Annotated in this window: 18 protein-coding genes and 1 pseudogene; 8 read left to right on the top strand and 11 right to left on the bottom strand. The window is 62.9% G+C overall.

What is annotated here, in order from left to right:
- Positions 1 to 71: 71 nt before the first annotated feature.
- The 3 genes from NKI22_RS25520 to NKI22_RS25510 form a co-directional block, all read right to left on the bottom strand.
- Positions 72 to 341, bottom strand: coding sequence for a helix-turn-helix domain-containing protein (locus NKI22_RS25520; protein ID WP_023718875.1), 270 nt, complete (start codon positions 339 to 341; stop codon positions 72 to 74).
- A gap of 317 nt (positions 342 to 658) precedes the next feature.
- Positions 659 to 1,360: a phosphatase PAP2 family protein gene (locus tag NKI22_RS25515; RefSeq protein WP_023718877.1), complete on the bottom strand. Its 702-nt coding sequence runs from the start codon at positions 1,358 to 1,360 to the stop codon at positions 659 to 661.
- A 14-nt stretch (positions 1,361 to 1,374) separates the two neighbouring features.
- Entirely contained in the window at positions 1,375 to 1,713 is a 339-nt protein-coding gene (locus NKI22_RS25510) for a hypothetical protein (protein WP_023718878.1), read from the bottom strand.
- A gap of 202 nt (positions 1,714 to 1,915) precedes the next feature.
- Between NKI22_RS25510 and NKI22_RS25505 the strand changes: the two genes are divergently transcribed.
- Positions 1,916 to 3,907 carry a PhoX family protein gene (locus NKI22_RS25505; RefSeq protein ID WP_023718879.1) on the top strand — a complete coding sequence of 664 codons (1,992 nt, stop codon included), beginning with the start codon at positions 1,916 to 1,918 and terminating at the stop codon, positions 3,905 to 3,907.
- Between the two features lie 103 nt (positions 3,908 to 4,010).
- Here the strand turns inward: NKI22_RS25505 and NKI22_RS25500 are convergent, their stop codons facing one another.
- From NKI22_RS25500 to NKI22_RS25485, 4 genes and pseudogenes are all read right to left on the bottom strand, one after another.
- Positions 4,011 to 4,691, bottom strand: coding sequence for a GNAT family N-acetyltransferase (locus NKI22_RS25500; protein ID WP_352640364.1), 681 nt, complete (start codon positions 4,689 to 4,691; stop codon positions 4,011 to 4,013).
- A complete protein-coding gene (locus NKI22_RS25495) occupies positions 4,688 to 5,179 on the bottom strand; it encodes a MarR family winged helix-turn-helix transcriptional regulator (RefSeq protein ID WP_023718881.1) in 492 nt (163 codons plus the stop codon). Before NKI22_RS25495 ends, NKI22_RS25500 begins: the two co-directional genes overlap by 4 nt.
- 137 nt (positions 5,180 to 5,316) lie before the next feature.
- Positions 5,317 to 6,079 (bottom strand): annotated as a pseudogene (locus tag NKI22_RS25490) (ABC transporter permease).
- Between the two features lie 14 nt (positions 6,080 to 6,093).
- Complete coding sequence (locus tag NKI22_RS25485; RefSeq protein WP_352640363.1) at positions 6,094 to 7,020, bottom strand: ABC transporter ATP-binding protein; 927 nt, start codon at positions 7,018 to 7,020, stop codon at positions 6,094 to 6,096.
- 263 nt (positions 7,021 to 7,283) lie between these two features.
- Here NKI22_RS25485 and NKI22_RS25480 point away from each other — a divergent pair, with 263 nt between their 5' ends.
- From NKI22_RS25480 to NKI22_RS25470, 3 genes are all read left to right on the top strand, one after another.
- A complete protein-coding gene (locus tag NKI22_RS25480; protein ID WP_023718884.1) occupies positions 7,284 to 8,657 on the top strand; it encodes a cytochrome ubiquinol oxidase subunit I in 1,374 nt (457 codons plus the stop codon).
- Positions 8,654 to 9,658, top strand: coding sequence for a cytochrome d ubiquinol oxidase subunit II (locus tag NKI22_RS25475; RefSeq protein WP_352481386.1), 1,005 nt, complete (start codon positions 8,654 to 8,656; stop codon positions 9,656 to 9,658). Before NKI22_RS25480 ends, NKI22_RS25475 begins: the two co-directional genes overlap by 4 nt.
- A gap of 101 nt (positions 9,659 to 9,759) precedes the next feature.
- Entirely contained in the window at positions 9,760 to 12,294 is a 2,535-nt protein-coding gene (locus NKI22_RS25470; RefSeq protein WP_352815865.1) for a mechanosensitive ion channel family protein, read from the top strand.
- A 227-nt stretch (positions 12,295 to 12,521) separates the two neighbouring features.
- Here the strand turns inward: NKI22_RS25470 and msrA are convergent, their stop codons facing one another.
- From msrA to NKI22_RS25450, 4 genes are all read right to left on the bottom strand, one after another.
- A complete protein-coding gene (gene msrA, locus NKI22_RS25465; RefSeq protein ID WP_352959139.1) occupies positions 12,522 to 13,250 on the bottom strand; it encodes a peptide-methionine (S)-S-oxide reductase MsrA in 729 nt (242 codons plus the stop codon).
- Between the two features lie 77 nt (positions 13,251 to 13,327).
- Positions 13,328 to 13,636, bottom strand: coding sequence for a hypothetical protein (locus tag NKI22_RS25460; protein WP_352640359.1), 309 nt, complete (start codon positions 13,634 to 13,636; stop codon positions 13,328 to 13,330).
- A gap of 79 nt (positions 13,637 to 13,715) precedes the next feature.
- Positions 13,716 to 14,426 (bottom strand): DUF1223 domain-containing protein, encoded by a 711-nt coding sequence (locus NKI22_RS25455; protein ID WP_352640358.1) that lies wholly within the window; start codon positions 14,424 to 14,426, stop codon positions 13,716 to 13,718.
- A gap of 350 nt (positions 14,427 to 14,776) precedes the next feature.
- Positions 14,777 to 15,829: a TadE/TadG family type IV pilus assembly protein gene (locus tag NKI22_RS25450; protein WP_352815863.1), complete on the bottom strand. Its 1,053-nt coding sequence runs from the start codon at positions 15,827 to 15,829 to the stop codon at positions 14,777 to 14,779.
- Positions 15,830 to 15,987: 158 nt separating this feature from the next.
- Between NKI22_RS25450 and lepA the strand changes: the two genes are divergently transcribed.
- The 4 genes from lepA (at position 15,988) to NKI22_RS25430 (ending at position 20,294) form a co-directional block, all read left to right on the top strand.
- On the top strand, positions 15,988 to 17,793 hold the full coding sequence (gene lepA, locus NKI22_RS25445) for a translation elongation factor 4 (RefSeq protein WP_023718891.1): 1,806 nt from the start codon (positions 15,988 to 15,990) through the stop codon (positions 17,791 to 17,793).
- 173 nt (positions 17,794 to 17,966) lie between these two features.
- Positions 17,967 to 18,491 carry a hypothetical protein gene (locus NKI22_RS25440; protein ID WP_352815861.1) on the top strand — a complete coding sequence of 175 codons (525 nt, stop codon included), beginning with the start codon at positions 17,967 to 17,969 and terminating at the stop codon, positions 18,489 to 18,491.
- Between the two features lie 279 nt (positions 18,492 to 18,770).
- Complete coding sequence (locus NKI22_RS25435) at positions 18,771 to 19,145, top strand: hypothetical protein (protein ID WP_502896353.1); 375 nt, start codon at positions 18,771 to 18,773, stop codon at positions 19,143 to 19,145.
- A 525-nt stretch (positions 19,146 to 19,670) separates the two neighbouring features.
- Positions 19,671 to 20,294 (top strand): CDGSH iron-sulfur domain-containing protein, encoded by a 624-nt coding sequence (locus NKI22_RS25430; protein WP_023718894.1) that lies wholly within the window; start codon positions 19,671 to 19,673, stop codon positions 20,292 to 20,294.
- Positions 20,295 to 20,337: the final 43 nt, after the last annotated feature.

Below are 20,337 nucleotides of genomic sequence, written 5' to 3'. Positions count from 1 at the left end.
TCCAACACTTTTGAACCGCGCATTGGACTATCCGAAAATCGATTTCGATTTTCGGCGATGCGGCAGTACCGTCAGCCTTGCGGGTTCTGCGGCGTGACAGGCTTGAGGCGAACGCCCCTGCCGCCACGCTCGCTCGCCTGGTTGTCGCCGATCAGCTCGACCCCGGCCTCTTCAAGGGCCTGGATGACCTTCATCAGCGTATCGACCACGCCCCGGACCACGCCGTCGCTCGCTTCCATGCGCTGAATGGTTGGAAGCGAAACCCCGGCGCGCTCGGCGAGCGTCTTCTGATCGATGCCGGCCAGCGCCCTCGCGGCACGCATCTGCGCGGCAGTGATCATCGGCCATAACCCCCGTCTGAGTCTGCGATATCACGTGTAATACCTTCATTATGATGGTTCAAGCATCATCTTGCATATGTGAAACATGCAGCACTCTTTGCCAGCCGATGCGCTAGCATGCTACAATTCGGCATCGTTTGGCGGGACATCCATTGCGATCCCGATTTCACAGACAACGACTCAAAAAGGATGAGCAGGTGAAGATATTCAATGCGTTGGCGACCTCGACAGCCTTGCTGTCGATGGTTTTCCTGCTGGCAGGCTGCGGTCATGGCCTGATCAACAGGCTGATTTGACCGCAAATCGACTGACATGAGTCAGGTGCCGCCGGCCCGCCCGAGCCATCGCTGCAGGAACCGGGCCGCAAGCCAGCACAGCATCGCCCAGGCAAAGCCGGCGCACCAGCCGGCCAATACGTCGGAGGGCCAGTGGACGCCGAGATAGATGCGGCTGATGCCGACCACCACCGTCGTCAGCACCGCCAGACCGAGCACATAGATCTTCGTTGTCCGCCCGGGCAAAAACCGCGCCGCCATGCTGCCCAGCGTCAAATATGTCACCGCCGACAGCATGGCGTGGCCGCTCGGAAACGAAAGTGATGCCACATCGGCGAGATGCGAGACCAGATCGGGGCGCGGCCGATCTATATCGAACTTGAGCACGCTTGACAGGACCTGGCCGCCCGCTACCGCGATGAACATGAGAAGCGCCGCGCCTGGCCTGCGGATGAGGAGCAGATAGACGATCATTGCTGCCGTGATCAGCACCAACACGCTGGCGCTGCCGAGGCTGGTGATGTCGCGCATCGCTCCTTCCAGCCACGCCGGTCCGATCGGATTGTCGGGTTGGCCGGCCTTGCGGAAGGCAAGCAGGATTTCGGTATCGAAGGCATGCGGCGTAGTGGCCCGCGCCATCTCCATTAGCTCCTCGAACCCCCACAGCCCGCCGGCAATGATCAGCCCGGCCAGCAGAACCGGGAACTCCAGCCAGTTGCGCAGTCTGCTTGCGGTCTTCTTCATCGGCCCGATCGCAGTTACAGCCTTTGCAGATAGGGTCCGAGCGTGATCAGCGCCACAGCTGCGATGGCAAGCACGATGCCGGTCGCCTGCAAGGCATTGACGCGCTCGCCGAAGAAGACCAGCGCCACCACATTCACCGACACCAGCTGGATCACCGCTGACAGGCTGAACGACACCGACATGCCGAATTCACGGATCAGCCTCAGCATGATCAGATTGCCGAGCGAATAGAGCGCCAACGTCAGCACGATCTTGCCAAAGCTCGGCGCCAGTCCCCATTGCTTCGCCGCCGTCGCCGCAAGCAGGAAGATCACTGTCGAAATGCAGAGCTGCCCAAGTCCCCAGAAACTCACTTTTTGCTCCTCCCGATGCGATCCTTGCGCGGCTGCCGCAGCTCTTGTTTCCGAAGCGCCGGTCGCGGTCAAGCGGGGCTGATGTTGGGCACGAAATCGCAGGTGGCAATTAGCCGGCATGTCATCAAACTGTGACCTGCCGGCGATACCGGATTGGCCAGGCAAAACGCTCCAGCAATCCATCCAGCCAGAGGCAGGCCCTATGACCGAACATCGCACCCCTGACGCTCATTTCCGCACCAGCCTGCTCGAGGAAAACGATGGGCCAGGAGCCAATCCCAGCGACAACCGCACCATGGGTGAGATCATCGCCGCGCGGTTCTCGCGCCGCGGCTTCCTCAAGGGCTCGCTTGCCGTCTCGGCCATAGCCGCTACCGTCAGCCCGCTGGCGCTGATCACCGCCGACAACGCCCGCGCCGCCGAAGGCTCCGCCTTCGCTTTCGACGAGATCGAGGCCGGCATCGACGACAAGCATCACGTCGCACCCGGCTATGACGCCGACGTGCTGCTGCGCTGGGGCGATCCGCTGTTCGCCGATTCGCCGGAATTCGATCCGACAAAACAGTCGGCGGAAGCCCAGGCCAGACAATTCGGCTACAACAATGACTATGTCGGTTATATCCCGATCGACGGCTCGGCCGAGCACGGCCTGCTGGTCGTCAACCACGAATACACCAATCCGCACCTGATGTTTCCGGGCCTCGTCACCATCGTCGATGGCAAAGCCAAGCAGGCGCCTCTCAGCAAGGAACAAGTCGACGTCGAGATGGCCGCGCATGGCGGCACCATTGTCGAGATCCGCAAGGAAGCCGGCAAATGGCAGGTCGTTCGCGACGGCAAGCTCAACCGCCGCATCACCTCCAACACCGAGATCGCGCTGTCCGGCCCCGTCGCCGGCCATGACCGAGTCAAGACCAGCGCCGACCCGAGCGGCACGAAAGTTGTCGGCACCGTCAACAACTGCGCCGGCGGCGTCACGCCGTGGGGCACCTATGTCATGGCCGAGGAGAACATCCACGGCTATTTCTCGGGCGAGCTGCCGCAAGGCCACAAGGAAGCCGCCAATTACAAGCGCCTCGGCATTCCCGAAGGTGCTTATGAATGGGCAGCGCATTACGACCGTTTCGACATCGGCAAGGAGCCGAACGAGCCGAACCGCTTTGGCTGGATCGTCGAGGTCGACGTCCAGGATCCGACTTCGGTGCCGAAGAAGCGCACCGCAATGGGCCGCTTCAAGCATGAGGGCGCCGAATCGATCGTCGCCAAGGATGGCCGTGTCGTCTTCTACCTCGGCGACGACGAGCGCTTCGACTATGTCTATAAGTTCGTCACCACAGGCAAGTTCAATCCGGACGACCGCGCCGCCAATATGGATTTGCTCGACGACGGCACCTTGCATGTCGCCAAGTTTGCCGACGACGGTTCGGTCGAATGGCTGCCGATCGTCTTCGGCCAAGGGCCGCTGACGGCGGAGAACGGCTTTGCCAGCCAGGCCGACGTGCTGATCGAGACGCGCCGCGCCGCCGACCTGCTCGGCGCCACCAAGATGGACCGCCCTGAAGACATCCAGCCCAATGCCGCCAACGGCAAGGTCTATGTCATGCTGACCAACAATTCGAAGCGCAAGGCCGATCAGGTCGACGCCGCCAACCCGCGTGCCGAAAATGCCTTTGGCCACATCATCGAGATCGTCGAGGACGGCGGCGATTTTGCCGCCACCAAGGGCAAGTGGGAGGTGCTCTTGAAATGCGGTGATCCCTCGGTTGCGGCAGTCGGCGCCACCTTCTCGACCGCAACCACGGCCAATGGCTGGTTCGGCATGCCGGACAATTGCGCGGTTGATTCGACCGGCCGCCTCTGGGTCGCCACCGACGGTCAGGGTCCGAAGGCCACTGGCCGCACCGACGGTCTGTGGGCGGTCGATACGGAAGGGCCGGCGCGGGCGACCTCAAAACTGTTCTTCCGCGTGCCGATCGGCGCCGAAATGTGTGGTCCCCTGTTTGCGCCGGACGACCAGACCGCTTTCGTTGCCGTCCAGCATCCAGGCGACGGTGGCGAGGACTGGGAGGCTTTCGGCCGTCCGTCCTACTATGAGGATTTGTCGACCCGCTGGCCCGACTTCAAGCCGGACATGCCGGTGCGGCCGGCGGTCGTTGCCATCACCAGGCAAGGTGGTGGCAAGATCGCGGTCTGACACGCAGCAAGGTCTTGCAGTCTCAAGGAAGGATTTCGGCGATACGAAATCCTTCCTTTCCCGATGCGGGATGCATCCATGCTACGCATTATGCGCCGACGAATCATTCGGTGCGCTGAACCACGGCCACATTCATTGTGCTTCGCAACCTGAAGCCAATGGACTCGTAAAGTCTAATGGCCGTGGCGTTGCTGGCATAAGCGTGGAGATAGGGAATTTCGTCGCGCGCCACTATCCGGTTTGCCACGAATATGGACAACAGCTTGCCCAGGCCACCGCCGCGAAATTTCGGATGTGAGCACACTCCGCTGAGTTCGGTATAGCCAGGTTGCTTCATGCGCTCGCCGGCCATTGCTGCAAGTCTGCCCTCGATTTTCACACCCCAAAAATCGCCCAGGCTCAAGGCTTCGAGCGTGAATGGGCCAGGCTTGGTGACCAACGCCAGAGCCAGCATCTCAGCGGCGTCGTCTCGCGTCAGACGTTGCACGCGCCCGTCGGACACGATCTGCAATGGCTGCTCGGCAATCATCTGAACCCCGGCCGCGGTCGAAGTCGCGGAAAGCCCCGTGGGCAGAGCAATGGCGTCCGCTTGAAGCAGGATCACACTCTCGCCCGGGGAGACAAGCTTTTCGAGCGCCCGCAGGCTTTCCGCGTCGTCCGCGCCAGTGGCGGCGAAAGGAACAATCGACGGCCGATGTCGCCTGGCGAGGTTGCCACCTTGCGCGAAGGCCTGATGTCGCGTCTGAAGCGCGCTCCAGATCGGGCGGTCAAGCAGGTGTTTCATTGCACGGCATCTCTCGGTTTTGGTGCACGACGGTCGAGAGGAGCCGCGGCGAGGCCGTCCTCGATGGCGGCCAACTGATCGAGAAGCGGCCCCGAAAGATCCGCGCACAGATCCGCGACGGCGTTCTCGATGCGCGGCCAGACCTCGCGCTTTGCGACATCGACCAGCCGCCGGCCGTCCCTGGTGAGGGAGACGATCCTGCGCCGCTGGTCATCGATCGACGGACTGACCTCGAGCAATCCCAACTCGGCGAGAAGCGAGACGCTTCGCGTTACGCCTGGCTGCGCGATGCCAAGGGATTGCGCCAGTTCCCCGACAGGCAGGGGGCCTAGCCTGTCGAGCGCGGCCAGCAGTGGGTACTGGCTCGCCTGAACCGGAACATCCAGCCGGTCGAGAAGGCGCTGCGCCTCCGCTTGCAGTTGCTCGCCTATACGCTTCATCCTGCTGCCCAGGCACAGGAAGCCAAGCGATCGTATGACGTCTTCCATAGGCCAATCCGCCTCGCGATAAATCATAACATGATATATAACAAAACATGAAGGTCAAGGGGCTATCGTTGCAGGGGCTGCACTCAGTGCTGTTTCCGTTGATCGATAAGGCTGCTTTGCTTGGCAAGGCCAATCGATCAGTTGCGCAGCCGGTAGCCGGTTCTGAAGATCCAGGCGACGATCGCTATGCAGACAAGCAGGAAGAACCACCGTCATGCCGAGGCTGACGCCGACCGAAACGTCGGATTTGCCGTAGAAGCTCCAGCGGAAGCCGCTAACCAGGTAGACCACCGGGTTGAACAGCGTCACCGTGCGCCAGATGCCGGGCAGCATGTTGATCGAATAGAAGCTGCCGCCGAGGAAGGTCAGCGGTGTGATGATCAGCAGCGGCACCAGCTGCAGTTGCTCGAAGCTTCTTGCCCAGATGCCGATGATGAAGCCGAACAGGCTGAAGGTCACGGCCGTCAGCACCAGGAAAGCGAGCATCCAGAACGGATGCTCGATCGTCAGCGGCACGAACAGCGAGGCCGTCGCCAAAATGATCAGGCCAAGCACGATCGACTTTGTCGCCGCACCTCCGACATAGGCGATGACGATCTCCAGATAGGACACCGGCGCCGACAGCAATTCGTAGATCGAGCCGACGAATTTCGGAAAGTAGATGGCGAAGGAGGCGTTGGAGATCGACTGCGTCAGCAGCGACAGCATGATCAGCCCCGGCACGATGAAGGCGCCGTAGCTGATGCCGTCGATCTCGGTGATGCGCGAGCCGATGGCCGAGCCGAAGACGACGAAATAGAGCGACGTCGAAATGACCGGCGAAACGATGCTCTGCAGCACAGTGCGAAGGGCGCGCGCCATCTCCACCCGATAAATCGCCCATACCGCATGAAGGTTCATGGCCGCGCGCGGGTTCATGCCTGTTTCCTCACCAGATTGACGAAGATCTCCTCGAGCGAGCTGTTTTCCGTATCGATGTCGCGGAACTGGATGCCGGCCGCCTCGAGCTCGCGGATCAGCGAGGCGACGCCCGGCCGTTCGCTCTGGTTGTCATAGGTATAGGTCAGCTGCCCGCCATCGGGCGAAAGCTCCAGCGCGTAGTGCGAAAAAACATCGGGAACGGTGGCCAACGGGCTGCGCAGTTCCAGCACAAGCCGTTTGCGGCCAAGCTTGCGCATCAGCTCGGCCTTGTCCTCGACCAGCACGATCTCGCCGCGGTTGATGACGCCGACGCGATCGGCCATCGCCTCGGCTTCTTCGATGTAGTGCGTGGTCAGGATGATGGTGACGCCGTCTTCGCGCAGCCGGCGCACCATCGCCCACATGTCCTGGCGCAGCTCGACATCGACGCCGGCGGTCGGTTCGTCGAGGAACAGGATTCGCGGCTCGTGCGACAACGCCTTGGCGATCATCAGCCGGCGTTTCATGCCGCCGGACAGCGTGATCGCCTTGGCGTCCTTCTTGTCCCAGAGCGACAGGTCGCGCAGCACTTTTTCGACGAACGCCTTGTCCGCCGGCTTGCCGAACAGGCCGCGGCTGTAATTGACCGTCGCCCACACGCTCTCGAAGGCATCGATGGTCAGTTCCTGCGGCACCAGCCCGATCAGGCCGCGCGCAGCGCGGTAGTCGCGGTTGATGTCATGGCCGTCGACCGTGACGGTGCCCGACGAGCGGTTGACGATGCCGCAGACGATCGAGATCAGCGTCGTCTTGCCGGCGCCGTTCGGCCCCAGCAGCGCAAATATCTCGCCGCGCACGATATCGAGATTGATCTCCTTCAACGCCTTGAAGCCGGTGGCGTAGGTCTTCGTGACCCCGGAAATCGAGATGATCGGCTGCATGGCTGAAAACGGCTGCTTGAAACAGAGTTGTTGATTTAATCCGCTGAATGTCGGTGCGCAAATCCGGATGTCAATGGCGCTCCTGACAGTTCTGGACATCGAGGTTCGCCGGAATAGGCAACACCCGCCTGGTCGTCCAGCAAAATTCCACGCAAAAGCAGATTAACCGGCACTGCGGCGTTCCGCCTCGCGGCGGGACGCCGCTTTGACCGCCCGGCGCATGAAGCCTATCCTTGTACAAACAAGCAGCAGCTGGAGCCGCCATGGACCCGCTCATCCTGTCGCGCATACAGTTCGGCGCGAACATCTCGTTCCACATCCTGTTCCCGGCGATCACCATCGCGCTCGGCTGGGTGCTGCTGTTCTTCAAGCTCCGCTACAACGCGACAGGCGACTCCGCCTGGATGCGCGCTTATTTCACCTGGGTTAAGGTATTCGCGCTGTCCTTCGCCATGGGCGTGGTTTCCGGCGTCACCATGAGTTTTCAGTTCGGCACCAACTGGCCGGGCTATATGGAGACGGTCGGCAACATCGCCGGCCCGCTGCTGGCTTACGAGATCCTGACGGCCTTTTTCCTCGAGGCGGCGTTCCTCGGCATCATGCTGTTCGGCTTCCGCCGCGTCTCAAACCGCGTCCACACGCTGGCGACGGTGCTGGTAGCCGGCGGCACCACTCTGTCCGCCTTCTGGATCATCGCCCTCAATTCGTGGATGCAGACGCCGGCCGGCTTCGAAATTCGCGATGGTGTTGCGCACGCCACCGACTGGTGGGCCGTTGTCTTCAATCCGTCCATGCCCTACCGGCTCGTTCATATGCTGCTTGCTTCGGGGCTGACCGTCTCGTTCCTGATCGCTGGCCTGTCGGCGCTGCGCTATCTCTACGGCGATCGCTCGGAATCGATGTGGAAGGCGCTGCGCACCGGTGTCTTCGCCGCCGCGATCCTGATCCCGATCCAGATCTTTGCCGGCGACCAGCACGGCCTCAACACGCTTGAACATCAGCCGCAGAAGATCGCCGCCATGGAGGCCAACTGGAACACCGGTCCCAACGTGCCGCTGGTGCTGTTTGCGCTTCCCGACGAAGCGGCCAAGGAGAACAGGTTCGAGCTCACCATTCCCGACGGCGCCAGCCTCATCCTCAGGCACAGCGCCGGCGGCATCGTACCGGGGCTGAACGATTATGCCGGCAACCATCCTCCGGTGTTTCCGGTGTTCTGGGGCTTTCGCATCATGGTCGGCACCGGCCTGTTGATGCTCGTCGTCTCCTGGTCGGCGGCCTTCTTCCTCAAGCGTCGCCACAGCCTGCCTAAGCCGCTGGCGCTGGTCATGGTGCCGATGGCACTGTCCGGCTGGCTGGCGACGCTGGCCGGCTGGTACACCACCGAGATCGGCCGCCAGCCCTGGCTGGTCACCGGCGTGCTGCGTACCGCCGATGCTGTCGGCCCGGTCGCCGGCAGCCATGTCGCGCTGTCGCTCGCGGTCTATCTCATCCTCTACGTGCTGCTGCTGATCGCCTATCTCGGCGTGTTGGTGCATCTGGCATTGAAGGCGGCGAAGGATGGTGACACCTCGCCGCTGCCGGGCGTCATGAACAGGCCGCTGTCGCAGCCGGTTGCGCAACCGGGAGAAACATCATGAGCTTCGACTGGCCGACCCTGTTGCCTCTGATCTTCGCCGGCCTGATGGGCCTAGCCATCCTGATCTACGTCATCCTCGACGGCTTCGATCTCGGCATCGGCATCCTGTTCGCCGCAGCCGAAGACACCGAACAGGATACGATGATCGCCGCCATCGGCCCGTTCTGGGACGCCAACGAGACCTGGCTGGTGCTGGCGGTCGGCCTGCTGCTGGTCGCCTTCCCATTGGCGCACGGCACCATCCTGACCGCGCTCTACATTCCGGTTTTCGTGCTGCTGGTCGGCTTGATCCTGCGCGGCGTCGCCTTCGATTTCCGCGCCAAAGTGCCGGCCGGCAGGAAGCACCGCTGGAACCGCATCTTCTTCCTCGGTTCGGTCATCGCGTCGCTGGCGCAGGGCTATATGCTCGGCGTCTATGTGCTCGGCCTCGACGTCGGCCCTGGCGGCATGGCTTTCGGGGCGCTGGTGGCGCTCTGCCTTGCCGCCGCCTACGCGGCGATGGGCGCGGCCTGGGTCATCTACAAGACGGAAGGCGACTTGCAGAAGAAAGCGGTGCTGTGGCTGCGCACGGCACTGGTGCTGACCGCGCTCGGCATGGTTGCAGTATCACTGGCCACGCCCTTTGCCAGCGCGCGCATCTTCGACAAATGGTTCGTCTGGCCGGCCATGCTCTATTTGTCGCCGTTGCCGATCCTGTCGGCAGTGCTGTTCCTGTGGCTGTGGCGCCAGACCTTTCATCTGCCGAAGCCCGACGATCGCCACGCGCTGCTCCCGTTCCTGACATTGGCCGCGATCTTCACGCTTGGCTTTGCCGGGCTCGCCTGGTCGTTCTACCCCTTCGTCGTGCCCGACCGGCTGACCATCTGGCAGGCTGCTTCGGCACCCGAAAGCCTGGCCGTCATCCTGGTCGGGACAGTCGTCGTGCTGCCGATCATCATCTTCTATTCGTTCTTTGCCTACCGCGTGTTCGGCGGCAAGGCGACGGATCTGACCTATGACTGACCGGCTTCGCCGGCGCCGGCCGAAACAGAATATTCATCTTCAAGCGGAATAACCTTCTCTGGCCGGCCCAGCAGAATCGCCGGCAGAAGAAGGGCAACAGAATGACCCCCTTTTTTGCGGCGAGACAGGATCGGCTGTTGCTGATGCTGATCCGGACGGTCGCGCTGGTCGGCGCACTCGCGCTTGCAGGCCTGCTGCCGGCCATGCCGCAGGCGCATGCGCAGGACGCGGCCAGCTGGACCGGCGTGTGGGACACGAAATGGCGCGGCGGCGGCGCCCAGATCAAGTTCGAGCAGACCGGCGCCGACGTAAAGGGCGTCTACCCGCTTTACAGCGGCCGTATCGAGGCGAAGGCCGAAGGCGACAAGCTTGTCGGCCACTGGTTCGAAGGCGACCGCCAGGGCGCCTTCACCTTCGTCCAGTCGCCTGACGGCGAAAGCTTCATGGGCCGTTTCGATGTCGCCACCGCCGAATGGTGGACAGGCGTGCGCGTCAGCGCCGTCGAGGACGTCCGTGTCGACCAGTCGAGCCCGATGAGCACCATGCGCTCGTTCCTGCAGACGATGAACGAGAGCGGCGCCGACAACGTGCCGCGCGCGACCGGCGGCGGCATGGGTCTTGCCGGTCTGGCAGCGGGCCTCGTCGACGTCACCGAGGCCGACCGCGGCGGCCTCAACATGCCCGATTACACCAAGCTCCTGTTCACCGTCATCGACAACGCGACGTTCCGCCTGTGGAGCCTGCCGCATGATACGATTGCCGGCGACGAGGTGACGGCGACGCTCCCGCAATACGGCACCAGGGTTTCCTTCGATCTCACCTTTCGCCGCAAGAATGGCGAGTGGTCTATCGTCGGGCCGCCACTTGGCCAGCTTCAGGCCAAGCTCGCCGAATTCCAGGAAGCGCGTGGCGAAGCCGTCGACATGGTCGACGATCCGAGCAGGCTCGCCTCGCCACGCGATACGTTCAAGGTACTGTTGAGCGGCCTCACCGAGGCCGGCGATCCGGCACAGGCGGCGCTCGACCTGCGCAACTACAGTCAGGCGGTGCGCGGCGACGAGGCGTTCCTGCTCGAGCGCTATCTCAAAAAGGTCATCGACCGCATCGGCTATGTCTACTGGCAGGAGATCCCCGACGACCCGAAGAGCAACACCCCCTTCATCTATTTCGAGCATCCCGCCGGCAACATCGTCATCGGCCCGGTCGAGACCGAGAAGGGCAAGATCTGGCAGTTCACGCCCGAGACGCTCGCCCACATCCGCGCGCTCTACGCCGACGTGGAAGACGTGCCGGTGGCGCCGGAGTTCGCTGCCTTCGCCAGCACCGACCCGTTCTTCATCGCCCGTGGCCTCGCCCGCGAGATCAGCCCCGGCCTGCTCACCCGCGCCGGACCGATGGAGCACTGGCAGTGGTGGATGCTCGGCCTTGCCGCAGTGGCCGGCATCGTTTTCGGCTTCATCGCCAATGCGCTGATTTCCTTGATTGTGCGAAGGACGGACAGCTCGGCCTTCTTCCGCATCGTCGAATGGGCGGTGCGTTCGATCGTGCTTGGGTTCTTCCTGCTGTTGACGCTGCGCCCGCTCGGTCTGCCGCAAGTGGTCGCCGCCCCGGTCAAGGCAATCGCCTGGAGCCTGATCGTGATCGGTGCCGTGCCGGTGGTCTGGCACCTGATCGGCAAGGTCGCCGAACACTATCGTGGACTGTGGCAAGTGCCCGGCTACCACGACACGCTGATTTCGCTGTCCACCGGCGTCGCGCGCGTCGCCGTGCTGGTCGTCGCCTTCCTGCTGTTGGCCGAAGTGCTCGCCATTCCCTACGAAGGCGTCATTGCTGGTCTCGGCATCGGCGGTCTGGCGGTGGCGCTGGCGGCGCAGCCGACGCTGCAGAACTTCCTCTCCGGCCTGACGCTCTATGCCGATCGGCCGGTCAGCGTCGGCGACTTCTGCAAGTTCGGCGACCAGTCCGGCACGATCGAGCATATCGGCATGCGCTCGACACGCATCCGGTCGCTCGACCGCACGATAATCTCGGTGCCGAATTCGGATTTCGCCGGCATGCAGATCGAGAACTACGCGCATCGCGACCGCACCCGGTTCGCGACGACGCTGCAGCTGCGCTACGAGACGACGCCCGATCAGCTGCGTTACGTCCTGGCCGAGTTGCGCAAGCTGCTGATCGCCCATCCGCGCGTCATCGACGAGCCATGCCGCGTGCGCTTTGCCGGCTTCGGCGCCTATTCGCTCGACATCGACGTGTTCACCTACGTCAAAACCGCCGACGTGGCCGAATTCCAAGCCATCCGCGAGGACATCCTGTTGTCCATGATCAACATCATGGATGATGCCGGCGCGCAGTTCGCCTTCCCTTCGTCACTGGAATACAGAGCCACCGATCTTGCGGTCGACGACGAAAAACGCATCGCCGCGGAGAAAAGGGTCAGCGATTGGCGCGAGGCGGAAAACCTGCCTTTCCCCGAGTTCAGCCAGATCGACAAATTTGCCCTCAACAACACGCTTGCCTACCCGCCTCGGGGCTCGGCGCATTATCGTGAGACAGAGCCCGACCCGGACTCGGCCGAGGCAAAGGCGACACTGGAGAAAGTGCGTTGGAGCCTGCCCTGGAAAAAGGGGAGGTAGTTTCGAGACGTTGGCGGGACAGCACCCCCCTCTGGCCTGCCGGCCATCTCCCCCGCAAGGGGGGAGATTAGCAGTTTCAGCGCTCCGCTCGTCCTGAACGTTGGAGATTTGGCGAAGGTCGAGGTGATAGCCGATCTCCCCCTTGCGGGGGAGATGTCCGGCAGGACAGAGGGGGGTGCGAAGGATCGCCGACGCTTATTCTCCGTCGCGCCCGCCGGCGCAAAAAATCAGCTCTTGTTGGCGGCCAGCACCAGCACCGGCTTTTCGCTGTAGAGATTGGGGAACAGCCGCTCCAGATTCTCGACCTTGGGCAGATCATTGTAGACGATATAGGGATAGGTCGGGTTGAGCGTCAGGAAGTCCTGGTGATAGTCCTCGGCCGGATAGAAGGTCTTGGCGGTCTCCAGCGTCGTCACGATCGGCTTTGCAAACACCTTGGCCCTGTCGAGCTGGGCGATGTAGCTTTCGGCGATCTTTTTCTGCGTGTCGTTTTCGGCAAAAATCGTCGAGCGGTACTGGGTGCCGCTGTCCGGCCCCTGGTAGTTCAGTTGCGTCGGATTGTGCGCGACCGAGAAATACACTTGCAGCAGCTGGCCATAGGTGACTTTGGACGGCTGATAGGTGATCTCGACGGATTCGGCGTGGCCCGTCCGGCTGGTACCGACCATTTCATAGACGGCCGTGTCCTTGTCGCCGCCGGCATAGCCGGAGACCGCGCTGGTTACGCCGTTGACGTGCTGGAACACGCCTTGGACGCCCCAGAAGCAGCCGCCGGCGAAGACCGCCTTTTCGGTCCCGGCGGTGGCCTTCTCGTCCATTGCCGGCGGCGGGATCACCACCGCGTCTTCGGCCGAGACTGCCGGCGTCTGCCAGAACACGGCAGCGGCGGCCGTGAGAATGAGCGCGGCAAGTGCTGTTTTTGCGAAAATCGACGATCGTTTCAGGGCTCCGGTCATGTCTGATCTCCCATGATGCTGGTGTGGATTATACGACGGATAGATCCGCCGGGCTCTCACATTGCTGTGCGCATCGCCTATTTGGCCGGAGCCATGGCATCGCAGGCCTTGGTCGCCTCTGCCTTCTTCATGGCGTCCGTCTCGGCGGCGGCCTTGTCCATGCAGTCGGCCCTCATCGGATCGCCCGCCTTCATCGCAGTTGTGGCCATTGCATCAGGCGCCATGGCGCCGGCCGGCTTCATGGCATCGGTTGCCGGCTTCATGGCGTTTGTCGCCATGGCGTTCGCCGGCTTCATCGCATCTTCGGCCCGCGCCGCGCCTCCGGCGAACAGCGCCGTCGAGCAAAGTGCGAGGGCGAGTGCCGCCAGGGTCAGGTGATTGGTCATGGTGGTCTCCTTGGGTTATGGCAGGGTTGATCGCATGCGGCGGCGCCGCTGCGGCATTGCGCAAATTTCGGAACGGGTTCTAATTCGCAGCGGCACCGAGGATCGGCCCGCCGCCCGGCACCTGGACCAGCACCGCGGTGCTGAGGCCGCCCGTCGTCGCCGGCAGCGGCAGCGCGGTGGCGTCGCCGGTCCAACTGCCCAGCCTGGTCAGCGAATGCACGACATTGGCGTGCGGCAGCGTGCGGCCGGTGTTTTCGCCGCGCGCCACCGGCACCTCGATGACGCCCTTGCCGTAACGCACCAGCCAGACATCGGCCTTGCCGCCGGGCACCGGACCGGCGCCGATGCTGACCTTTCCACCGGCGAGCGACAGCGAAGGTCCATCGGCGTGGCCGCCGCTCGAAATCAGCTGCTCGATCTCGCCCGGCCTGGCGCCGACCGCATCGGCCTTGCCGTTGACCACCACTTGCGGCGTGAACGGGCCGGAACGGCCGAGCGACGGTTCATAGCGGACCTGGCGCTGCGTGAATTCTTCTTTGCCGAATGTGTCCTTCCAACCGAGATAATCCCAGTAGGTGACGTTGAAGGACAGCGCCAGCACGCCGGGCCGGTCCTTGACCTTGATCAGATTGGCGTTGGCCGGCGGGCAGGACGAGCAGCCCTGGCTGGTGAACAGCTCGACGACGGTCAGCGTCTGGCCGGCAGCCGCGCTGGTTGCCGAAAACCCGATTGCCGAAAACAGTGCCAGGGAAAGCCCGACAAGGGCCGTGCTGCGTTTCGATCCGGTCATCGCTGTCCTCATGTGCGGTTCCATGTCCAAACTTCGCCGCCGACGCACGGTTCGTTACAGCATCACCGCTTCGTGATTGAGGAGAAGTCCAAGTTTTTTCGTCTTAGGGATTGGCGAGAGCCGAGGCGACATCCGATCTCCCCCCTTGTGGGGGAGATGTCCGGCAGGACAGAGGGGGGCGCCACCGAGCGTCATCCTACGTGGACGCCGAGTAACGCCAACTCGATGCTAGGATGGGCCAAGCGGATTGGAGGTTGCCAGATTTGCAAATTACGAGAGCCGCGGGACAGCGCCCCCTCTGGCCTGCCGGCCATCTCCCCCACACGGGGGGAGATCGGCACTTGGCCCGGCTATTGTGTAAGCACGGTCTCCGAAGGCCGCTTGTTGAAGGCGCACTTGCCGGTCACCGTGTAGAAGAAGTCGGCATTCGAAATGGCTGCCGGTACGGGATTGCCGCCATCTTCCCAAGCCTGTTTGCTGCTCTGGCCGCATGGCACGAGCGTGAAGATATCGACGGTTTCTCCGTTCGCAATTTCGACGCCGTCGGCGTAAAGCCGGTTCGATGTCGCCGGATCGTTCGATTTGAGCACGGATGGATTGCCGGACGGCACATCCATCCGCAGGTACAGCTGGTCCATCTGGCTGACGTCGATCACCGCACCAGCACTCGTCGCGGGATACATCGTGCTGACGCAGGTGGTTGCGTATTTCCTGCCGTATGAGTCGGTCTGGGTGATCGTGGTGCTGGGCAAGCCGTAGAAGCTGAGCACCGTGGCGGTCGTGCATACTTGCTGCTGGACCAGCGTGGTCGTCGTTCCGTTGATCGTATACACGCTGGCTGTGCCGTAGCCCTTAGGGTCGCCATAACCGTTGTATGTGTAGTCGATCTTCATCAGCTTGTTAGCCAGCGTGTCACCAAACTTGGTGCCATAGAGCGTCATCGTTTTGTTCCAATAGCCCGAGATCTTATCGACTTTGAACGTGGCCTCCACCAATGCCGGCCGCTTTGTCACCGCGGACGCGACGCCGACCTGCACCGTGTTGATCTTGACGATCTGCATGAAACTCGTCGGCATGGCGAAGCCAGCCGAAGCCTTGATGCTGGCAGCGCCGTCGGTAGCGACGACGAAGCTGTCGAGCTTGGCCGTGCCTTGCCCGCCATTGGCCAGGTATGCCTCCTGCAGCTTCACCTGGCGGTCCGCCAACGTCGTGGTCGTCTCCAGCGTCGTGATCGACAGCGACGCGGCATCGAGCGCGTTCTGCATCGAGGCCCTGGTTGAAACCGCCGAGGTATAGTCGATGGAAAAACCCAATGCGGCAACCATCGGCATCAGCAAGATGGCGAGCATTGGCGCGAACGAGCCGCTCACCGATTTGAGAAATTTGCGTGCTGACAGCGGCATTCCGACCCCCCAAACGGCGATAGGCCAGTGGGGCTATCACGCCGGGCGCAAACTATGCTCTAATCTCATGGATCAAAGTTTAACGACTTTGCCGTCCCGCCGCCCCGTCCGCGCCCCGCCGCTTGCCGATGCACCGTGCCCCTGCTAAAGCGCGCCGCATGACCACGCCGATCAAAAACATCCGCAACTTCTCCATCGTTGCCCATATCGACCATGGCAAATCCACGCTTGCCGACCGGCTGATCCAGTCGACCGGCGGGCTGGAGCTGCGCGACATGAAGGAGCAGGTGCTGGACTCGATGGACATCGAGCGCGAGCGCGGCATCACCATCAAGGCGCAGACGGTGCGGCTGAAGTACCGCGCCAACAATGGGCAGGACTATATCCTCAACCTGATCGACACGCCCGGCCATGTCGACTTCGCCTATGAAGTGTCGCGCTCGCTGGCCGCCTGCGAGGGCTCGCTGCTGGTCGTCGACGCCTCGCAAGGCGTCGAAGCGCAGACGCTGGCCAATGTCTACCAGGCGATCGACAACAACCACGAGATTGTCGTGGTGCTGAACAAGGTCGACCTGCCCGCCGCCGAGCCCGAGCGCATCCGCGAGCAGGTCGAGGAGGTGATCGGCATCGACGCCTCCAACGCCGTGCTGATCTCGGCCAAGACCGGGCTCGGCATTCCCGACGTGCTCGAAGCCATCGTCAACGATCTGCCGCCGCCGCGCGAGGGCGACATCGCGGCTCCATTGAAGGCGATGCTGGTCGATAGCTGGTACGACGCCTATCTCGGCGTCATCGTGCTGGTCCGCATCATCGACGGCGTACTGAAGAAGGGCCAGACCATCCGCATGATGGGCACCGGCGCCAGATACCTGGTCGAGCGCACCGGCGTCTTCACGCCCGCCCGCATCAATGTCGACGAGCTCGGCCCCGGCGAGTTCGGTTTCTTCACCGGCTCGATCAAGGAAGTCGCCGACACCCGCGTCGGCGACACCATCACCGAGGACAAGCGCCCGACGGCACAAGCCCTGCCCGGCTTCAAGCCGGCGCAGCCGGTGGTGTTCTGCGGCCTGTTCCCGGTCGACGCAGCCGATTTCGAGGATCTGCGCGCCGCGGTCGGCAAGCTGCGCCTCAACGACGCGTCCTTCTCCTTCGAAATGGAAACCAGCGCGGCACTCGGCTTCGGCTATCGCTGCGGCTTCCTCGGCCTTTTGCATCTCGAAATCATCCAGGAGCGGCTGGAGCGCGAGTTCAACCTCGACCTCATCGCCACCGCGCCGAGCGTCGTCTACCGCCTGCTGCTGAACGACGGCACGGTCAAGGAACTGCACAACCCGGCCGATATGCCCGACGTGGTCAAGATTTCGGCCATCGAGGAGCCATGGATCCGCGCCACCATCCTCACCCCCGACGACTATCTCGGCGGCATCCTGAAGCTCTGCCAGGACCGGCGCGGCATCCAGGCCGACCTGTCCTATGTCGGCAAGCGCGCCATGCTGATCTACGATTTGCCGCTCAACGAGGTGGTCTTCGACTTCTACGACCGGCTGAAGTCGATCTCCAAGGGCTACGCCTCCTTCGACTATCACCTGACCGACTACAAGGAAGGCGACTTGGTCAAGATGTCGATCCTGGTCAACGAGGAGCCGGTCGACGCGCTGTCGATGCTGGTCCACCGCACGGCGGCGGAAAAGCGCGGCCGCCAGATGTGCGAGAAGCTGAAGGAGCTGATCCCGCACCATCTGTTCAAGATCCCGATCCAGGCGGCGATCGGCGGCAAGGTCATCGCCCGCGAAACGATCTCGGCGCTGCGCAAGGACGTCACCGCCAAATGCTACGGCGGCGACGTCTCGCGCAAGCGCAAGCTGCTCGACAAGCAGAAAGAGGGCAAGAAGCGGATGCGCCAGTTCGGCAAGGTGGATATCCCGCAGGAGGCGTTTATCCAGGCGCTGAAGATGGGCGATTGAACGGGGTTACGCCCATTTCCCCCGTGGCCGGGCTGTTCCCAATTTCGAGCTGACCGAACCGCCTCCCGATGCGATTAAATATGCGCCGGCCAATGCCCTTCGCTTTAGGCAGCGGGCCGCCATTGGAGAAGGTCCCGTCTTGAAGTATCCTTGAGCTTGGAAGGGAGGTCCCGATGCGTCCCGCCAGCCCTGCTATCTCTGACACGATCGCCGCGATCGGCCTTGCCATCGGCGGCGCGATGGGCCTCGTCGGCACCTTCGTCGAGAGCGCGTCCCTTCGCGAAACACTCTGGACGATCGACGGCGTCGCACTGGTGGTAGCAACCGCGCTGCTGACGATGAAATATCAGCGGCTGGGCAATGACTGCGTGGCGGCCGGATTTCTGACCTTTCTCGCCGGCGAGAGCCTGCTGCTCGCCGGCAATGCGGCGGGGCTTGAGGCCAGCGTGCCCTCCTATGTCGGCGGTATCTCGCTCTGGGCGGCGGCGCTGGTCATGGTCAGCGCGCCGAAAACCTTCGCCCTGTGGATGCGGCTCACCGCTGTCGTGGCGGCTGTGCTGTTCGTCGTCTCAGTGGGCCTGATCCTCTGGGGCGCGCCTTTGCTGCCGACCTCGGCGCCGCTGCCCGCTGCCGGATATCCCTTCGTGGTGCTCACATTCATCGGCTGGATATGGACCCTGCTGAAGCCCGATCGTTGAGCCCGTCGGACCGCCCCTCTCCGGCAGCTTCGCGGCCACCTCTCCCCCACCATGTGGGGGCGAGGAACCCAGGTCTTGTGAGGCTTCGGCGATTGGCGGTTTCCTCGCCCCACGAAGTGGGGAGAGGTGGTTTGCGAAGCAAACCGGAGAGGGGTCTTCCTTGGCAGCCTCGCGCGTCTTGCGACGCAAATGCCGCAATCACCTCTTCCACCCTTCAACCCGCCATGCCATGTTCCCCCGCGCGGCCGAGCAGGCCGTTTCATTCCGGGGGGAATCATCATGTTGTCTTACGCTTTCGCGCGCCGCGTTGCCGCTGCGCTGTTCATCGTCGGATTGTTTGCGCCCGTCGCGCATGCCGGCGATGTCACGTTCGAGATCAAGAACAGCCATCCCAACGCCATGCGCGTCGAACTGTACAGCCAGGACCGCGACCACGTCTGGCCGGGCAACAATCAGGATTATTATCTCAACGACGGCGAGACCAAGTCGATCCCGCTGTCCTGCAATGACGGCGAATCGATCTGCTACGGCGCCTGGGTCGATGGTGACGAGAATACCTATTGGGGTGTCGGCCCGGCCAACGCGGAAAAATGCGACGATTGCTGCTACACCTGCAGTGGCGGCGAGACCGAGGAAATCGATCTGGTTCCGTGAACTGTCTCCCTTTTGTTCGAGGGCTATTGCACACCGGCAAGCGCCCCCTCACCCGGATTGCCAACCGAATTGCGAAGGGAATTCGGGGCAATCCGACCTCTCCCCGAGGGGAGAGGAGTCGCCTGCACTGGCGCCAGCCTCTTCTCCCCTCGGGGAGAAGGTGGCCGCGAAGCGGCCGGATGAGGGGGACTCCTGTATGCGATTGCCTCACCCTTGTGGGCCAGGTGGTCGTACAGAGGCCATAGCAGCGGAGCGCTGTCCCGCCAACGTCGGCCGGCAACGCCGGAATTCAAAGCTGAAACAAAAAACCCGCCTCGGTGGGGCGGGTCGTTGGAGCCAATTGGCACCACAGTCAAATTAGTAGCATAGCTGCCGGCACAAAGCAAGAACAAAATGTAGTGCTGCGAGCAAAAAATGCGAATTCCCTTCCCGCCGCGCCCGAGGTCGGCCCTCACGAGGTGGAGAATGCTGCCTTGACGTCGTCCTGGCCGTCGCCATAGCGTAGTCCGAGAGGAGATCCCACCCATGGCAGTGGTCGAAGGCGAAAACATAGAGATCGGCTTTTCGGGAAAACGTTGCATCCATTCGCGCAACTGCGTGCTTGGCGATCCGCGTGTCTTCGTGCCCAATGCGCCCGACCAGTGGATCCACCCCGAGGCGGCCAGCGTCGAGAAGATCGTGGCGCTCGCCGAAGGCTGCCCGTCCGGCGCCATCACCTATGTCCGCAAGGATGGCGGGCCGCAGGAACAGCCGCCGGTGGTCAACATTGTGCGCATAAGGGAAAACGGCCCGCTGGCCGTGCATGCCGAGATCGTGCTGGGCGGCGAAACATTTTACCGCGCCACGCTCTGCCGCTGCGGCGCCTCGGAAAACAAGCCGTTCTGCGATGGCAGCCACGCCAAGGCGGGCTTCACCGCCACCGGCGAGCCGGCGCTGAAAGACACGCCGGCATTGGAAGCGCGCGATGGCCCGCTCACCGTCACGCCGACCACCAACGGCCCGCTCAAGCTCGAAGGCAATCTCGAAATCGTCACCGGCACCGGCCACACGGTCGACCGCACGCAACGCACCTTCCTCTGCCGCTGCGGCCACTCCGCCAACAAGCCGTTCTGCGATGGCAGCCACAAGCGCGTGGGGTTTGTCGGGTAATTGCCAAGGTTGCGATCCGTCACACCCCCCTCTGTCCTGCCGG

The sequence above is a fragment of the Mesorhizobium sp. M0778 genome (assembly GCF_040320105.1).
Lineage (GTDB): Bacteria > Pseudomonadota > Alphaproteobacteria > Rhizobiales > Rhizobiaceae > Mesorhizobium.
Note: the sequence above shows the minus strand (reverse complement) of the source record. Positions and strands in the feature narration are given on the sequence as shown.

Excerpts from the sequence above, each read along its gene's own strand:
- NKI22_RS25470 (WP_352815865.1), top strand. The coding sequence starts at position 9,760 with ATGACCCCCTTTTTTGCGGCGAGACAGGATCGGCTGTTGCTGATGCTG.
- NKI22_RS25480 (WP_023718884.1), top strand. The coding sequence starts at position 7,284 with ATGGACCCGCTCATCCTGTCGCGCATACAGTTCGGCGCGAACATCTCG.
- lepA (WP_023718891.1), top strand. The coding sequence starts at position 15,988 with ATGACCACGCCGATCAAAAACATCCGCAACTTCTCCATCGTTGCCCAT.
- NKI22_RS25450 (WP_352815863.1), bottom strand. The coding sequence starts at position 15,829 with ATGCCGCTGTCAGCACGCAAATTTCTCAAATCGGTGAGCGGCTCGTTC.
- NKI22_RS25500 (WP_352640364.1), bottom strand. The coding sequence starts at position 4,691 with ATGAAACACCTGCTTGACCGCCCGATCTGGAGCGCGCTTCAGACGCGA.
- NKI22_RS25485 (WP_352640363.1), bottom strand. The coding sequence starts at position 7,020 with ATGCAGCCGATCATCTCGATTTCCGGGGTCACGAAGACCTACGCCACC.
- msrA (WP_352959139.1), bottom strand. The coding sequence starts at position 13,250 with ATGACCGGAGCCCTGAAACGATCGTCGATTTTCGCAAAAACAGCACTT.
- NKI22_RS25460 (WP_352640359.1), bottom strand. The coding sequence starts at position 13,636 with ATGACCAATCACCTGACCCTGGCGGCACTCGCCCTCGCACTTTGCTCG.
- NKI22_RS25520 (WP_023718875.1), bottom strand. The coding sequence starts at position 341 with ATGATCACTGCCGCGCAGATGCGTGCCGCGAGGGCGCTGGCCGGCATC.
- NKI22_RS25455 (WP_352640358.1), bottom strand. The coding sequence starts at position 14,426 with ATGACCGGATCGAAACGCAGCACGGCCCTTGTCGGGCTTTCCCTGGCA.
- NKI22_RS25475 (WP_352481386.1), top strand. The coding sequence starts at position 8,654 with ATGAGCTTCGACTGGCCGACCCTGTTGCCTCTGATCTTCGCCGGCCTG.
- NKI22_RS25515 (WP_023718877.1), bottom strand. The coding sequence starts at position 1,360 with ATGAAGAAGACCGCAAGCAGACTGCGCAACTGGCTGGAGTTCCCGGTT.
- NKI22_RS25440 (WP_352815861.1), top strand. The coding sequence starts at position 17,967 with ATGCGTCCCGCCAGCCCTGCTATCTCTGACACGATCGCCGCGATCGGC.
- NKI22_RS25495 (WP_023718881.1), bottom strand. The coding sequence starts at position 5,179 with ATGGAAGACGTCATACGATCGCTTGGCTTCCTGTGCCTGGGCAGCAGG.
- NKI22_RS25505 (WP_023718879.1), top strand. The coding sequence starts at position 1,916 with ATGACCGAACATCGCACCCCTGACGCTCATTTCCGCACCAGCCTGCTC.
- NKI22_RS25430 (WP_023718894.1), top strand. The coding sequence starts at position 19,671 with ATGGCAGTGGTCGAAGGCGAAAACATAGAGATCGGCTTTTCGGGAAAA.
- NKI22_RS25435 (WP_502896353.1), top strand. The coding sequence starts at position 18,771 with ATGTTGTCTTACGCTTTCGCGCGCCGCGTTGCCGCTGCGCTGTTCATC.